We start from the raw sequence: 14016 nt of genomic DNA, 5'->3' as shown, positions 1-14016 counted from the left end.
ACCGCACCTTTGGGCGGTGCGGTCTCCGGATCGTGCGGGTGGTGTCAGAGCCGGATCCTCCAGCTTGTGGAGGACTTCAGCGTCCCGGCGATCTTCGGGTCCCGCACCGAGGGCGTACGGTCCTGCGCGGTGACCGACAAGGTGTGCGTGCGCTGATCGAGCAGCCGCAGGGCCAGGTCCGACACCCGCACCTGAGTACGGCCCGCGAAGCGCTTCAGCTCCCTGCCGTCCAGATACCAGCGGATCCCGAGCTGATGCCCGTCCGCGCCGGTCAGCCGGGGCACGGCGGCCTTCGCGGTGTCTCGCAGCCGGAGGGTGCGCTCCGTGGAGGTCACGGGGGTGACGATCTTCGCGTGGCGGTAGAAGCCGGCGATCATCGCCTCGACACCGGGCAGGTTGAAGGGCTTGCCGAGGACACGCATCAGGGAACTGTCGGTGGGCCGGTTCAGCCCCGTGACGTAGTAGCCGCCGCCTTCGTACGTGCCGACCGTGCCGCCGTCGGGCGACTCCTCGCCGAGCCAACGGTGCCACTTGGCGCGCTGCCCGGACATGTCCCCGGCGGCCAGCGTGGAGATATTGGAGTCGGCGGGCTCGGGGCCCGTGTACTGCTCGTAGCCCGGGTAGCCGGGATAGAAGTACTCATCGGCGAGCTTGCCCAGCGAGTGGCCCGTCTCGTGGATGGCGACCTGGCCGGACTTGTCGTTGCCCGCCGAGGCGGTCGAGATGCCTTCGTAGCCGAGGGTCGCGCTCGGCTCGTTGTAGCCCGCGCCGCCGTACTTGGCGCTGTTGGCGAGGACGATCACCAAGTCGGCCTCCGGCGCCTTCGCCACATACCCGTCGACCTTGTCCTGGTCGATGCACAGCAGCCGCTCGATGTCGTCGCACCAGAAGTACGAGCCCAGGGCGGTGTCCCGGACGACGTCCTTCCCGGGGTCGCCGGAGACACCGGTCTGGTTCGACACGGCGTCGACCGTCCAGACGTTGAAGAGGTTCTGGTAGGTCGTGTACGGCTCGACGGCCGCCACCTCGGCCCATTTCTCCTTGGCGTCGATGTGGAACCGGTCCAGCTCGGCGGCGGTATAGCCGTCCCCGACGACGACGATGTCCAGCCGGTCGGCGGTGGAGCCGTTGTCAATCAGCTTGGTGACCTCGCCGTCGGCGGCCTCCTCGGCCGCCGAGAGCCGGGAGGGCGGCCGGTCCCGGCCCTCCTGCGGTACGTGCGTGTGGCCGGATCCGGCGGCTGTGCCGTGTTCCGGGCCGGGTATCTCGACCTCGACCCCGGCCCCGGCCCCGCCGGGTGGTGCCGGATCCGCGGCGGCGCTGCCGGGTGCGGTGGCCATTGCGGCCGCGAGGGCGGCGGCCACGCCGACCGCCGCGATAACTCTGCGCCGTGCTGAACGCATGAAGTCCTCCCCCAGATACGAAAGTTAAGTGACTGAGTAAGTCCGATGAACTGGAGGCTTAAACTAGGGGGCGGAACAGGACGTGTGCAATCCCTGATGCCCCTGAATACTGGGGAGTTCAAGAACCTGGGGGGTCCCATGGATGAACCGGCCGAAATCGGTCGTCGGGTGCAGCAACTGCGCAATCAGCGCGGGCTGACACAGCGGCAGTTGGCCGAGCCTTCGTACACGCCCGCGTACGTCTCGACACTGGAGTCCGGCAAGGTCCGGCCCTCCGAGACGGCGCTGCGCTTCCTCGCGGAGCGGCTCGGTACGTCGTTCGAAGAGCTGGCCACCGGTCGCCCCGCCCATCTGGCCACCGAGCTGCGACTTGCCCTCACCGACGCCCAGCAGCAGCTCGCCACCGGCGCCGCCGACGAGGCTGCCGTCAGCTACCGCAGGCTCCTCACCGACGCGGAACACCTCGACCTCGCTCCCGAGCAGGCCGAGGCGCTGCTCGGGCTCGGCGACTGCGCTCTGGAAACCGGTGAACTGGCCAATGCCGGACGGCACTTCGAGGCGGCGGAGCAGCTGCTGTCCGGTGAACCGCTGCCGCGCCGCGCCCGCGCGATCCGGGGCCGCGCCATCGCACACCTCCTGGCCGGAGAGCTGCGCTACGCCTGCTACCTCCTCGAGTCCACCATCGACGAACTCGGCGCGAGCGGCCTGGCCGACCCCGAGGCGCTGGTACTGCTGTACGCCGCCGTCATCGGCCCGTACATCGACATGGGCACCCACGCCCGCGCAGCGCACGCCGCCGAACTCGCCCTGGCCCTGGCACCGCAGGTCAACGACCCGGCGCTGGTGGCCAGCATGCACCGGCAGGTCGCGCGCACGTTCCTGGCCGAAGGACGCACGGCCGACGCCGACGCCTCACTCGCCAAGGCCCAGGCGATCTACCGGCAGCTGAGGCTGCGGACCGATCTCGCGCACTGCCACTGGATGCGCGGCTACGTCCAGGCACAGAACGGTGACCTCACCCTTGCCGAGAAGGAGCTGCGCACCGCCCGCGACATGCTGGCCGCCAAGCGCGCCGTGCTCTACACCGCCCAGGTGGAGGTGGAGCTGGCCGATGTACTGCGGCGGCTCGGGCGGCACGACGAGGCGGCCGGACTGCTCTCGGCGCTGCTGGAACTCGGCGACCGGCACGGCGCGGTGCACGCGGGCGGCGCGCACCGGCTGCTCGGGCTGATCGCCGAGGAGCGGGGAGAGGCGGAGGCCGCCGAGGAGCACTACGTCCTGGCGCTGGCCCTGCTGGAGCGCAGCGGGGCCAGCGGTGACCTGGCCGACCTGTGCCGTCTGCTGGGTGATCTACTGCGCCGCAGCGGCCGGACCGAGGCCGCCCTCGACGCGTACCGCACGGGACTGGGCCACCGGGCAGCCCCCGGCACGACGACCCTGGGACCGGCCCCGGCGGCTCCGTCCTTTCCGCGGCACTGAGGGCGGTCCCGCGGGACCGGCGCAGTACTCACGCTCCACGTCAGCCTCCACCGCCCGGCAGGGGTTCACCCCTGACGGGCCACCCCGCATCGCGCAGCCGGCGGGCCCGTAACACCAGCTCCAGCTTGAAGCGCCGGTCCGGATCGTCCACCTCGTCGCCCAGCAGTTCGCGGATCTGACGTAATCGGTAGCGCACGGTCTGCGGATGGACGCCGAGTCGTGCCGCGACCTCCGGGGCGCCGCCACGCGTCTCCAGCCAGGCGAGCAGTGTCTCGACGAGTCGGCGGCTGTGCGCGGGGGCGCACTGGTCGAGGGGCGCCAGGCAGCGGCGGGCCAGATCCTCGATCAGCTCCTCGGGCGGCAGCAGGACCAGTGCCTCGGTGTGCTCCGTGCACTGCAGGACCTGACCGGTCGGGAGCAGCCCGCGTTCCATCAGGCGTACGGCGGCACCGGCCCAGTGCAGCGACTTGGCGGCCTCGGCCAGCGGAACCGGCGGTCCCATGGCGCCGGACCAGCCCGTCATCGCGCGCCCCAGGAGTTCCGGCCGGCCGGCCGCGTGCGGCTCGGGGACGACCATGCGCGGCTGCTCGTACTCCATGTCCAGCAGCACGTCCTGGCCCACGGCCGGGGCGACGGACTCCGGGGCCGGCCGCAGCAGTACCGCGACCGCGACCTGTTCGGGCAGCGGCCAGCCGATGCGCCCGGCATGCTCGGCGAGGGCATCGGTGGGATCCGTGCGGTGCTCGCTGAGCATCAGGCTGATCAACCGCCGCTGCAGCCTCAGCCGTTCGCCGGCCTGGCGGGCGGCGGCTTCGACGTAGCCGCGTACGGACTGTGCGACGAGTCCGTCGAGATACTCGAATCCCGACTCCACCAGCTCGTACATGGCGGGCGGCGGGATCTCGACCTGCTGGCCGATCTCGGCGAGGCGACGCCACGCAAGCCGCACGCCGAGCCGGTAGATGGCCTGGAGCGAGTCCAGGCTGCGGCCCTGCATCACTTCGCCGCGGCCGAACTCCTGGAAGACCTCCAGCTGAGGCCCGTGCGGTCGGTCGTCCTCCACCACGAGGTGGTCCACGAAGTCCACCAGCGCCCTGCGGATGCCGATCAGCGCCATGGGCTCGCCGGAGTCGTCGACGACGAGCGGCAGGCCGGGGAACTCCTTGCGGATCTCGACCAGGATGACCTGGGCGAGTGCGGGCACCTCGGCCATCGCCAGCGCTGCGAATCTGCGTGCCCGCAGGCGGGGTACCGCCCGCCAGGCCGTGCGCACGGGCATGGGTTCCTCCCTCGCTGCTGGCCGGCTACGGCTGCGGGGATGATGTCGGCCGCCCCGTCTCGAAGGAGACGAGAGGCACATTGGGCTGCTCAGGTGTGGCGTTCAGGGCGGCAACGATGCCGAAAGCTGCCCCCATGGCGAGGACGGCGGCGGCCATGGTGGTCAGCACGGCGGCGATAAGTCTGTGCATGGTCCAGCGAGCCTTTCGGTCGGAAGGCACCCCGCCCCACGACTCCGGCTCGGCGATTGCTCAGTCTGCGATTGTCATTGACACTCCGTCAAGAGGACGCATACGGTCCCGGGCCGTACAGACGCGCACCGTCCCGAAACCGTCCTCGCTCCCAGGGAGTGCCCGCATGCGTCGTACCGCTTCACCGTTGTCGCTGGTCCTGTTGGGTGTCGGTGTGTTTCTGCTGGTACTCGCTCCGCTGCTCGCGTGGTACGTGGAGCCGCGCGCCGAACGCACGCCGACCGATGTCGATGTCACCACGGTGTTAACCGGAACCGGCGAATATTTCGATACGAAGAGCCTCAGGCCCGTCCGGGACAAACCGATCACCATCACCCGGCGGGTGCTGGGCGATGTCGCCGCGAGCGAACGCAGCGGGCGGGCCGTGTGGGATGTGTCCACGGCCATCGACACGCCGGACACGCTGGCACTCCGCGACCCCCGCAGGTCCTACCAGTGGACGCTGGAGCGCTGGGTGACCGACCGCCGGACCAACGCTCCGGTGCACTGCTGCGGGGAGACGCCGCAGTTTCAGGGCGAGGCCTACCTCAAGTTCCCCTTCAACGTGCAAAAGCGCGGTTACCTCTGGTGGGACAACACGCTGGGAGCCGCGGTCCGGCTGGAGTTCAAGGGCACCAAGAAGGTCGCGGGCTACGAGGGCTACCGGTTCACGGGCTCGGTGAAGGACACCCGCGCGGGCACCCGCCAGGTACCCGGGCGGCTGGTCGGCCTGCCGAAGCAGAGCCAGGTGCATGCCGAGGAGTGGTACGCCAACAAGGGCATCGAGCTCGTCGTCGACCGGCGTACCGGCCGCATCATGAACGCGAGGATCGCTCCCCGCAAGACGCTGCGCGCCCCCGGTGCCGATGAGGCGAAGGTGGTCCTGTTGGACAGCGCGGGGCTGGAGTTCACCGCGGACACTCAGCGCAGGATGGTGGCGCTGGCGAAGTCGGACAGCGGCAGACTGCAGGCGCTGGGTGACACCGCGCCGATCGGCGCGGGCGCGGGCGGACTCGTACTGGCGGCCGTGGGTCTCGGACTTGTCGTGCGCGGCAGGGAACGCCCAAATCCCTCGTAATACGCACAAGGTGATGGAGCGTCAGCTACAAAGCAGGCCAAATTTGTCACCGGCGTGAGTAGCGGCATCGAACAGCGGGACGGACACTACCAACCCCACCCCGCCGCACACCGCTCGCGCCCACCCCGCACCCCGACGTCCCGTACCCCGAGGCGAGTTGGAGCTCGAATGCCCCAGCACGTACCCCCCACCATGCGCGCGCCGCTCCCCCACCACCCGCCGAAGTCCCCGCAGCACGACCCCCCTTCCGGCCCTCCCCCGCATCCCCGCCGGATTGTCTTCCTCGCCCGCCGCGACCTCGGCAACCCGGCCGCCGGCGGCTCCGAACTGCTCATCGACCGCATCGCCGACGGCCTCACCGCGCACGGGCACCAGGTCACGCTCCTGTGCGGCGGTCCCGCCGCGCTGCGCGACTACCGCGTGGTCTCGGCCGGCGGGGACGCCGGACACTTCCTGCGCGCCCACCGCGCCTTCGAACGGCAGGTCGGTGACTGCGACCTGTTCGTCGAGGTGTGCAACGGCATGCCGTACCTCGCCCCGCTGTGGCACCGGGGACCGACGCTCTGCCTGGTCAACCATGTGCACACCGACATCTGGACCGAGCGTTTCCCCGGCCCAGCCGCCCGGCTGGGCAGAAGGCTCGAGCGCTGGGCACTGACCCGTGCCCACAGCGGCAATCTGCTGGTCGCCGTCTCGCCTTCCACGGCCGACGCGCTGCAGGGCATCGGCGTCCCGCGCGAGCGGATCCGGCTCGTCCACAACGGTGTCGAGGAGCCGGGCCCGCTCGCCCCCACCTCGGCCGAGCCGCTGTTCCTCGCGGTGGGACGCCTCGTCGAGTACAAGAGGATCGAGCTGCTGCTGCGTCTGTGGGAGAGGGTCAGACCGGTCACCGGGGGCCGGCTGGTCATCGTCGGTGACGGGCCGGAACGGGCCAGGCTGGAAGCCCTCGCCGGGCCCGGCGTGACCTTCACCGGACGGGTCTCGGAGGCGGAGAAGCACCGGCTGCTGTGCGCGGCCTGGGTGTTGCTGCACCCCTCGCTCGTCGAGGGCTGGGGGCTGGTGGTGACCGAGGCGGCGGCCCGGTACACGCCCGCCATCGGCTTCGACGTGCCCGGGCTCAGAGACTCGGTCGACAACGGCGTCACCGGCGTACTGGCCCGCGGCGAGAGCTCGTTCGCCGCGGCCTGGTGCGCGCTGGCGCTCAGCCCCGAGCGGCGCGAGGCGCTCGGCCGGGCGGCCGGGCAGCGAGCCGCGGACTTCCGCTGGGGCGCCACGGTCCGGCAGTTCCGGGCGGCAGCCACGGAGGCCGTCCGGGCAGCGGCCACCGAGGCCGTCCGTGCGGCGGCCCGGGAAGCCGCGCTGCCGTGGAGGTGATTCGGGCTGTGAAAGACCCCTCCATCCGCAGGTCCCTCGCTCTCTTCCGGGCATTCATGGGCGAGCAGAGCGACCCGGACCGGTGTTACACCCTGCTCGCCCACGACGCGGCCGAGCAGCTCGAACGACAGATGCCCCTGCACGACCGGCTGGTGGTGGACGTGGGCGGCGGACGCGGCCACTTCACCGAGGAGTTCCGGCGGCGTGGAGCGCAGAGCTACCTCTTCGAGCCCGATCTGCGGGAACTGGGCGCGCGGGGCACCGTCCCCGCGGGCTCGGTGGTCGCCGACGGCTATCTGCTGCCCCTGGCCGACGGCGTCGCCGACATCTGCTTCTCCTCCAACGTGCTGGAACACGTCGCCGACCCGCAGACCTTCCTCAGCGAACTCATCCGCGTCACCCGGCCCGGCGGACTGATCTACGTCTCGTTCACCAACTGGCTCTCCCCCTGGGGCGGCCACGAGTGGGCGCCCTGGCACTACCTGGGCGCGGACCGCGCCCGCCGCCGGTACCTGAGACGGACCGGGCGCCCCGCCAAGCACGCCCTCGGCGAGAACCTCTTCGCGATCCACATCGGTCCGACCCTGCGTCAGGTACGTGCCCGCGAGGACGTGTCCCTCGTAACGGCGCGCTCGCGGTACTGGCCGTTCCTTGCGCAGGCCGTCACCCGCGTCCCGGGTCTGCGCGAGATCGCCACCTGGAACCTCCTCCTCATCCTCCGGCGCCGAACAGAAACGGCATCAGCGATGAACAGCCAACTGCGAGCCCCCCGTGGCTGAGACGACGTTGACCCTCCCCCCGAGCAGGCCCGGCCGGCCCCGGCCCACCGCGCCGCCGCCTCCGCCGCCGGCCGGCGGCCCGCGCCGCAGATCGTGGCTGCTGGCCTTCTGGGCGGCGGTCTTCGTCGCGTTCCTCTCCGTGTCACCGGGCAGGATGACCTTCGAGACCAAGCTCGGAGTGGTCGCCGACCCATGGAAGTTCATCGGCGACCTCGGGGAGCTGTGGCAGAGCCGCGCCGGATTCGGCGGGCTCTCCAACCAGTACGCCGGATACGCCTTCCCGACCCTCCCGTACTACGCGCTCACCGACCTCGCGCACATCCCGGTGTGGCTGGCCGAACGGCTGTGGCTCTCGCTGATCGTGGCCACCGCGTTCTGGGGCGTCCTGCGGCTCGCCGAGTGCCTGGACATCGGCAGTGCACGGACCCGGCTGCTGGGCGCCGTCGGCTACGCGCTGTGGCCCACCTTCACCGTCGTCGTCGGCTCCACATCCGCGGCCGCGCTCCCCGGCGCACTGCTTCCGTGGGTGCTGCTGCCGCTCACCGGCACCCGCACCCCACGGGTGGCCGCGGCCACGTCCGCGCTGCTGATCCCCTTCATGGGCGGGGTCAACGCGGCATCGACGCTCGCCTCGCTGCTGCCGGTGGGGCTCTATCTGCTCAGCCGCCCGGCAGGTCCCCGCAAGCGCGCCCTGATCGCCTGGTGGGTTCCCGGGGTCGTGCTCGCCACCGCCTGGTGGGTGGTCCCGCTGCTGCTGCTCGGCGTCTACGGCAACGACTTCATGCCGTACGTCGAACAGGCCGACACCACCACCGGCACGATGTCGGCGACCGAACTGCTGCGCGGCGCCGGCAACTGGGTCGCCTACCTCCACTTCGGCGAGGCCTGGCTGCCCGCCGGCTGGACCGTGGCGACCGCGGCAATCACCATCCTCGGCACGGCGTTCGCCGCCGCCCTGGGGCTCGCGGGCCTGGCCCGGCGCGATCTGCCCGAGCGCCGCTGGCTGCTGCTCACCGTGCTGGCCGTCGTCCTGATCGCGCTGGCCGGATACGGCGGTTCCTTGGGCGCTCCCTTCCACGACACGGTCCGGGACTGGCTGAACGGAGCGCTGCGGCCCTTCAGGAGCGTCTACAAGTTCCAGCCCGGGCTCGCGCTCGCGCTCGCCTTCGGGCTGATGCACCTGGTGGCGACGGCGAGCCGGAGCCACGGGGCCCGGCCGTTCCCCGCCCGGCGCCACGCCCCCCTCATCGCCGCGCTCCTGGTCCTGCCGGGCCTGGCCTGGCCGTATGTGAACGGGACGATCCTGCAGCCCGGCGCCTTCAAGAAGCTGCCCGGCCAGTGGACGCGGGCCGCCGACTGGCTGGAGAAGAACTCCCCCGACAGCCGCGCGCTCGTCGTCCCCGCCACCGCCCACGGCCTCTACACCTGGGGCTCGCCCATCGACCAGCCCTTCGACGTACTCGGCGACTCCCGCTGGGCGCAGCGCGACTTCGTGCCCTTCGGGACGCCCGGCTCACGGCGTGCCATGGACGCGGTGGAGCAGGCGCTCATGAGCGGCAGTGAAGTGCCGGGCCTGCGCGACTACTTGTCACGCGCCGGCCTCTACTTCGTCGTCGTACGCAACGACCTCGACCCGGACCAGATCGGATACGTCCCGCCGATCACCGTGAAGCGCACCCTGGAGGCCTCCGGCTACCGGAGGGTCACCGGATTCAACCCGGTGCTCACCGGCGGCCGGATCCCCAGCGGCACACCGTTGCAGGTCCAGGGCATCTTCCCGCGGATGCAGGCCGTCGAGATCTACGAGCCCACCGGCACCCGGCGGCCAGGACAGGTCGGCCTGCAGGCGGTCGCCGACACCGCCGTGGTCAGCGGCGGCCCCGAGGCGCTGCTGCAGCTGTCCGCCGATGCGCGCCTGCGGAACAGGCCCACCGTGCTCACCGGGGACAACCACCCCGGGCTCGGCACACCCGCCGCGCAGTACGTCGCGGACGGGCTGCGCCGCGCCGACACCCGCTTCGGACTGGTCAACAGCAACACCTCGTACACGTACACCGCGGACGAACGGAACCCCACCGGGAGCCTGCAGGACCCGGGCGAGCGACCGCGGCAGATCCTGCCGACGAACGGCGCCGGGCACCAGACGACGGCCGTCCTGCGGGGCGCCGCCTCGGTGACCGCCTCCAGCAGCGGCAACTGGCTGTTCCACCTGCCGCAGTACGACCCGGTGAACGCCTTCGACGGCAACCCGGGGACCGCGTGGGCCGAGGGAAGTGCAGGAAACGCCGCAGGCCAGTGGCTCCGTATCGGCTTCACCTCGCCCACCGGCATCCCCGGCTCGCTGCAGCTCACCCCGCTGCCCGGCGACGGAATGCGGGCCGCCCCCACCCTCGTACGGGTCGAAACCGACCAGGGCTTCGAGGACAGCCCGCTGGCACCGAACGGAAACCCGCAGCCGGTCAAGGCGCCCGCGGGGCAGGCCAAGTGGCTGAAGATCACCGTGCTGGCCGCCCAGTCCCCCAAGGCCGGACTGGGCGGCGCGGGCTTCAGCGAGGTCTCGGTCCCCGGCGTCCAGGTCACCCGGCTGCTCCGGCTTCCCACCGACGCGCACGACAACGAGGCCCGTGCCGAGGTCTTCTCGCTCCATCGCGGCAGCGACCCCGGCGGCCTCTCGCCGGTCTCGGCCGAGGAGGGCCTGCATCGCCGGTTCGGCGCCGGCCGGGGCGGAGATTTCGCCATCACGGCTCAGGCGCTGCCGGTGCCGGGTGAGGCGCTGGACCGGCTCGTCACGGGCGCCGACCCGCGGCAGGGGCGGCGGATCACGGCGACCGCCGACTCGACCAGCAGGCTCGGAAACGGCCTCAGCCCGCGCAATCTCGTCGACGAGGACCTGACCACCGCATGGATCGCCGGCGACCGGCCGGTCATCCATCTGCGCTGGGCCGGCCGGAAGACCATCGACGAGATCGTCCTGGCGGCCGCGGGCGGCCTCTCCACCCGGCCCGAGCAGATACTGATCAGCACCCCGAACGGCGCCGTGACGGCCGCCGTCGACGAGAACGGCCTGGCCCGCTTCGAGCCGATCACCACGGACCGGCTCGACATCACCATCAGCCGGGCCGCGCCGCTGACCGTCCACAACCCCGTTGCCGACAACCCGATGCAACTGCCGGTCGGACTCAGCGAGGTCTACGTTCCGGCACTCGCCGACCTGCGCACTCCGCCCCCGGACTCGCGCTCGAGGTTCTCCGTGCCGTGCGGCGAGGGTCCGCCCGTCGCCGTCGACGGCACGCTGCACGCGACGAGCGCGTCGGGAACGGTGCGCGATCTGACCGAGCGCCGGCCCGTCGAGGTCACGCTCTGCCGGACACCGGACGGCACCCTGCCGCTGGGCCCCGGGCTGCACCAGGTGGAGGCGGGCGACGCAGGTCCCCTCGCGCTCACCGACATCACCCTGACCCGCGGCGAGGTCCGGCCGCCCGCCGCCAGCGAACAGCGGGAGGCGACCGCGACCGACTGGCGCGGCGACCGGCGGTCCGTGACCGTCGGCGCGGGCGAGGCCGGCTACCTCCAGATGTACGAGAACGCGAACGCCGGCTGGAAAGCCACCCTGAACGGCAAGAAGCTGATCCCGTTGCGGATCGACGGCTGGCAGCAGGCCTGGCTGATCCCCGCGGGCGCGGGCGGCACGGTCGAGCTCGAGTACGAACCCGTGCTGCTCTACGACATCGGGATGATCGGCGGCGCGGTGGCGGTGGCGCTGCTGGCGGGTCTCGCACTCATACGCCGCCGGGACTCCACCCCGGCTTCCCAGGCGATGGCCCCACCGGCGCCCGGATGGGTTCTGGGCTGCGTCGCGCTGACTCTGGTGGTCGCGGTCGTGGCGGGTCCCTTCGCGCTGATCGTCCCCGCGCTTGCGGTGGTTGCCCGGCTGCGGCCCTCTCTGCTGGTGCCGATCGCACTGGTGGCGATGGCCGGCGCCGGGATCGCGGCCGCGACCGGGGCGGGCGATCCGGTCTCCGCCGGCCGGGGGGCGTTCGGCCCGACGGCCCAACTGCTGGCGCTCATCGCGCTGTGTGCGGCAGTGGTCACCGTGGACCGGCGGGTACGGGCGACAGCTGGCTCCGCGGCACCGGAGCCGCAGCCCCTGCCCCAGCGGGTGCGGTCGGCAAACGGCCCTGCTTGGCGCCCCGTTCCGGGCCCTGCGCCCCACGCCGGCCCGCCGGGCAACGCACCGCCCCACGCCGATCCGCCGGGGAGCCCACCGCCCCACGCCGAACCGCCCCGCAACCCACCGCTCAACCCAAGGGAGGCTCCGCCGAGATGACCGCCCTGCAACCCGCCCGGCCCGGGCGGCCGCCCGAGCCCGCTCCGGGCCGGATTCCGTTCCCGGTCGTCGACGAGATCTCCCGGCACTGTCTGCGTGAGGAGGAGCCCGAGACCGTACACATAGAGGTGCACCTGCCCCGGCAGCCGGATCCGGAGCGGCTTCGGTCCGCGTTCGGCGAGGCCTTGCTCAGGCACCCGCGCATTCTGGTGCGTGAGGCACCCGGCTCCTGGTACCGACGGCGCTACGAATGGGAGCTGACGGGCACTCCGGACGTGGATCCGGTCGGCTTCCCGGAGCCGGGGCCCGGTGCGTTGGAGCGGGCCAGGGTCAGAGCGCTGGCCGTGACTCCCCCGCTGTCCGTTTCCCCACCCGTCCGGCTGGAGGTGGTCAGGCCGTCGTCGACGGGCAGTTCCTGTGTGCTGCTGTTGACGCTCAACCACACCGCCCTGGACGGGCCCGCCTGTCTGCGCGTACTGGCCACGGCCGCCGAGTTGTACGGCGGCGCCGTCGCCCCCACCTCCTCCGTACGCAGTCCGGTCGGCTCGGCCGGGCGGCCGGGGCCACCGCCGCCCGGCCGCGCGGGCGGCCCGGCCCGGCCCGCCCGGGTGGCACCGGCGACCGATGCCCGGGGAGCCGGCGGCAACGGCCTGCTGCTGGCCGATCTGCCGGTGCCGCGCCGGCCGGCCGGGGCCGGCTACACCGTCAACGACCAACTCCTCGTCGCCACCTGCCTGATGATCGCCCGCTGGAACCGGCTGCACGATGCCCCGCCCCGGCCGATGCGCATCACCATGCCCGTCGACGACCGGCCCCGCGGCGCCGAGATGCCCATCGGAAACGGCACCCGCCTCGTGGAGGTCGGATTCGAGGCACAGGAGTGCGCGCCGGAGCCCGGCCCCGAGGCTCTCGCCGCCCTGCTGCACCGCACCGCGGAGCGTACGCGTGCCCTGAAGTCGGCGCCCCGCCCTCAGTTGGGCCATGCCGCCACCCTCCTCACCGCACCCGCACTGCCCGTGGGGATGCGGGCCGCCCTGACCCGTGGCATTCGGTGGGCCGCCGCTCCCTGGACCTCGACGACGCTGCTCAGCAACATCGGGCGCATTCCCTACCCGCTGGACTTCGCGGAGGCGGGCCGGGCGGAGGCCGTCTGGTTCTCGGCTCCCGCCGCGATGCCGCGCGGGCTGACCGTGACCACCGCCAGCACGGGAGGACGGCTGCATCTGGCGCTGCGCTGGTCGCGCGCTCTCCTCGACGACGCGGCAGGGCAACGGCTGTGCGACTTCTTCACGGAGTATCTGGCCGCCATGACGGCTCTGCCGGCCGTTTCGGGAGGTGAGGGGGCATGACGGGAACTCTCCCCGCGGGTCTGCGCGAGTTCTACGAGAACCCGGCAGTCCCCGTCGCCTCCGGAGACGAGCGCAGCCGCCGCCAGGCAGTGATGCTGGCCAGGGTGCTGCCCGCCGAGCCCTCGCTCGTTGTCGACGTCGGCTGCGGCGACGGCTCCGCGGCGGCCACCGCGGGTCCACTCCTTGGCGCGCACCGGATCGTCGGTATCGACTGGTCCCAGGACGCGCTGCGCCGGGCCGCCACCCGGATGAACCATGTCGTGCGGGGTGAACTGACGTCGGGCGGACTGCCGTTGACCGACGCGAGTGCCGACGCCGTGCTCTTCAGCGAGGTGATCGAGCATCTGGTGGATCCCGACAGCGCCCTGGACGAGCTGCGCCGCATCCTCAAACCGGGTGGCCATCTGATGCTCTCCACCCCGAACCTGGCCGCCTGGTACAACCGGGTGCTGCTCGCCTTCGGGGTGCAGCCCGTGTTCTCGGAGGTCAGCCTGCGCGGCATTCACGGCCGCCCGGGAACTCAAGTGGTGGGCCATCTACGCCTGTTCACCGCCCGGGCGCTGCGGGGATTCCTCACCGCCGCGGGCTTCGAGGTGGTCACCGTGGCCGGCGCGCCCTTCCACGGTGTGCCGCGTCCCCTGCGCCCGCTGGACCGCGCCGCCTGTGCCGCACCATCCCTGGCCTCCATCCTCCTGGTGCACGCCAGGCGGGTGTAGCGC

At 72.2% G+C, this 14016-nt stretch carries 10 protein-coding genes; 7 read left to right on the top strand and 3 right to left on the bottom strand.

The features are described from left to right. Positions 1-44: 44 nt before the first annotated feature. A complete protein-coding gene (locus tag ACQEVG_RS34370; protein ID WP_432991208.1) occupies positions 45-1403 on the bottom strand; it encodes a M64 family metallopeptidase in 1359 nt (452 codons plus the stop codon). Between the two features lie 138 nt (positions 1404-1541). Here ACQEVG_RS34370 and ACQEVG_RS34365 point away from each other — a divergent pair, with 138 nt between their 5' ends. Continuing rightward, positions 1542-2882: a helix-turn-helix domain-containing protein gene (locus tag ACQEVG_RS34365; protein WP_432991206.1), complete on the top strand. Its 1341-nt coding sequence runs from the start codon at positions 1542-1544 to the stop codon at positions 2880-2882. A 40-nt stretch (positions 2883-2922) separates the two neighbouring features. Here ACQEVG_RS34365 and ACQEVG_RS34360 read toward each other — a convergent pair whose 3' ends face one another. Together ACQEVG_RS34360 and ACQEVG_RS34355 are read right to left on the bottom strand one after the other, a co-directional pair. Continuing rightward, on the bottom strand, positions 2923-4161 hold the full coding sequence (locus ACQEVG_RS34360) for a PucR family transcriptional regulator (RefSeq protein WP_432991204.1): 1239 nt from the start codon (positions 4159-4161) through the stop codon (positions 2923-2925). Between the two features lie 25 nt (positions 4162-4186). After that, the gene (locus ACQEVG_RS34355) at positions 4187-4351 is read right to left on the bottom strand and encodes a hypothetical protein (protein ID WP_432991202.1); all 165 of its coding nucleotides are present in this window, start codon (positions 4349-4351) and stop codon (positions 4187-4189) included. A gap of 166 nt (positions 4352-4517) precedes the next feature. On the opposite strand from ACQEVG_RS34355, the gene ACQEVG_RS34350 reads away from it, so the two are divergent. The 6 genes from ACQEVG_RS34350 to ACQEVG_RS34325 all read left to right on the top strand — a co-directional run bounded on the left by ACQEVG_RS34350 (position 4518) and on the right by ACQEVG_RS34325 (position 14013). Beyond that, on the top strand, positions 4518-5468 hold the full coding sequence (locus tag ACQEVG_RS34350) for a DUF3068 domain-containing protein (RefSeq protein WP_432991200.1): 951 nt from the start codon (positions 4518-4520) through the stop codon (positions 5466-5468). Between the two features lie 168 nt (positions 5469-5636). Next, positions 5637-6842: a glycosyltransferase family 4 protein gene (locus ACQEVG_RS34345; RefSeq protein ID WP_432991198.1), complete on the top strand. Its 1206-nt coding sequence runs from the start codon at positions 5637-5639 to the stop codon at positions 6840-6842. Positions 6843-6850: 8 nt separating this feature from the next. Then, on the top strand, positions 6851-7621 hold the full coding sequence (locus ACQEVG_RS34340) for a class I SAM-dependent methyltransferase (RefSeq protein WP_432991196.1): 771 nt from the start codon (positions 6851-6853) through the stop codon (positions 7619-7621). Next, entirely contained in the window at positions 7614-11948 is a 4335-nt protein-coding gene (locus ACQEVG_RS34335; protein ID WP_432991193.1) for an alpha-(1->3)-arabinofuranosyltransferase domain-containing protein, read from the top strand. The genes ACQEVG_RS34340 and ACQEVG_RS34335 overlap by 8 nt, the downstream gene beginning before the upstream one ends. Then, positions 11945-13297 carry a condensation protein gene (locus tag ACQEVG_RS34330; protein WP_432991190.1) on the top strand — a complete coding sequence of 451 codons (1353 nt, stop codon included), beginning with the start codon at positions 11945-11947 and terminating at the stop codon, positions 13295-13297. Before ACQEVG_RS34335 ends, ACQEVG_RS34330 begins: the two co-directional genes overlap by 4 nt. Then, positions 13294-14013, top strand: coding sequence for a class I SAM-dependent methyltransferase (locus ACQEVG_RS34325; RefSeq protein ID WP_432991188.1), 720 nt, complete (start codon positions 13294-13296; stop codon positions 14011-14013). The genes ACQEVG_RS34330 and ACQEVG_RS34325 overlap by 4 nt, the downstream gene beginning before the upstream one ends. Positions 14014-14016: the final 3 nt, after the last annotated feature.

This window comes from Streptomyces sp. CA-135486, from assembly GCF_050936555.1.
Classification (GTDB): domain Bacteria; phylum Actinomycetota; class Actinomycetes; order Streptomycetales; family Streptomycetaceae; genus Streptomyces.
The sequence above is the reverse complement of the archived record's forward strand: the minus strand, read 5'-3'. Positions and strand labels throughout refer to the sequence as shown.

What these genes read in the sequence shown, in the direction of transcription:
- ACQEVG_RS34365 (WP_432991206.1), top strand. Translation starts at nt 1,542, where the DNA reads ATGGATGAACCGGCCGAAATCGGTCGTCGGGTGCAGCAACTGCGCAAT.
- ACQEVG_RS34350 (WP_432991200.1), top strand. Translation starts at nt 4,518, where the DNA reads ATGCGTCGTACCGCTTCACCGTTGTCGCTGGTCCTGTTGGGTGTCGGT.
- ACQEVG_RS34370 (WP_432991208.1), bottom strand. Translation starts at nt 1,403, where the DNA reads ATGCGTTCAGCACGGCGCAGAGTTATCGCGGCGGTCGGCGTGGCCGCC.
- ACQEVG_RS34330 (WP_432991190.1), top strand. Translation starts at nt 11,945, where the DNA reads ATGACCGCCCTGCAACCCGCCCGGCCCGGGCGGCCGCCCGAGCCCGCT.
- ACQEVG_RS34345 (WP_432991198.1), top strand. Translation starts at nt 5,637, where the DNA reads ATGCCCCAGCACGTACCCCCCACCATGCGCGCGCCGCTCCCCCACCAC.
- ACQEVG_RS34355 (WP_432991202.1), bottom strand. Translation starts at nt 4,351, where the DNA reads ATGCACAGACTTATCGCCGCCGTGCTGACCACCATGGCCGCCGCCGTC.
- ACQEVG_RS34325 (WP_432991188.1), top strand. Translation starts at nt 13,294, where the DNA reads ATGACGGGAACTCTCCCCGCGGGTCTGCGCGAGTTCTACGAGAACCCG.
- ACQEVG_RS34360 (WP_432991204.1), bottom strand. Translation starts at nt 4,161, where the DNA reads ATGCCCGTGCGCACGGCCTGGCGGGCGGTACCCCGCCTGCGGGCACGC.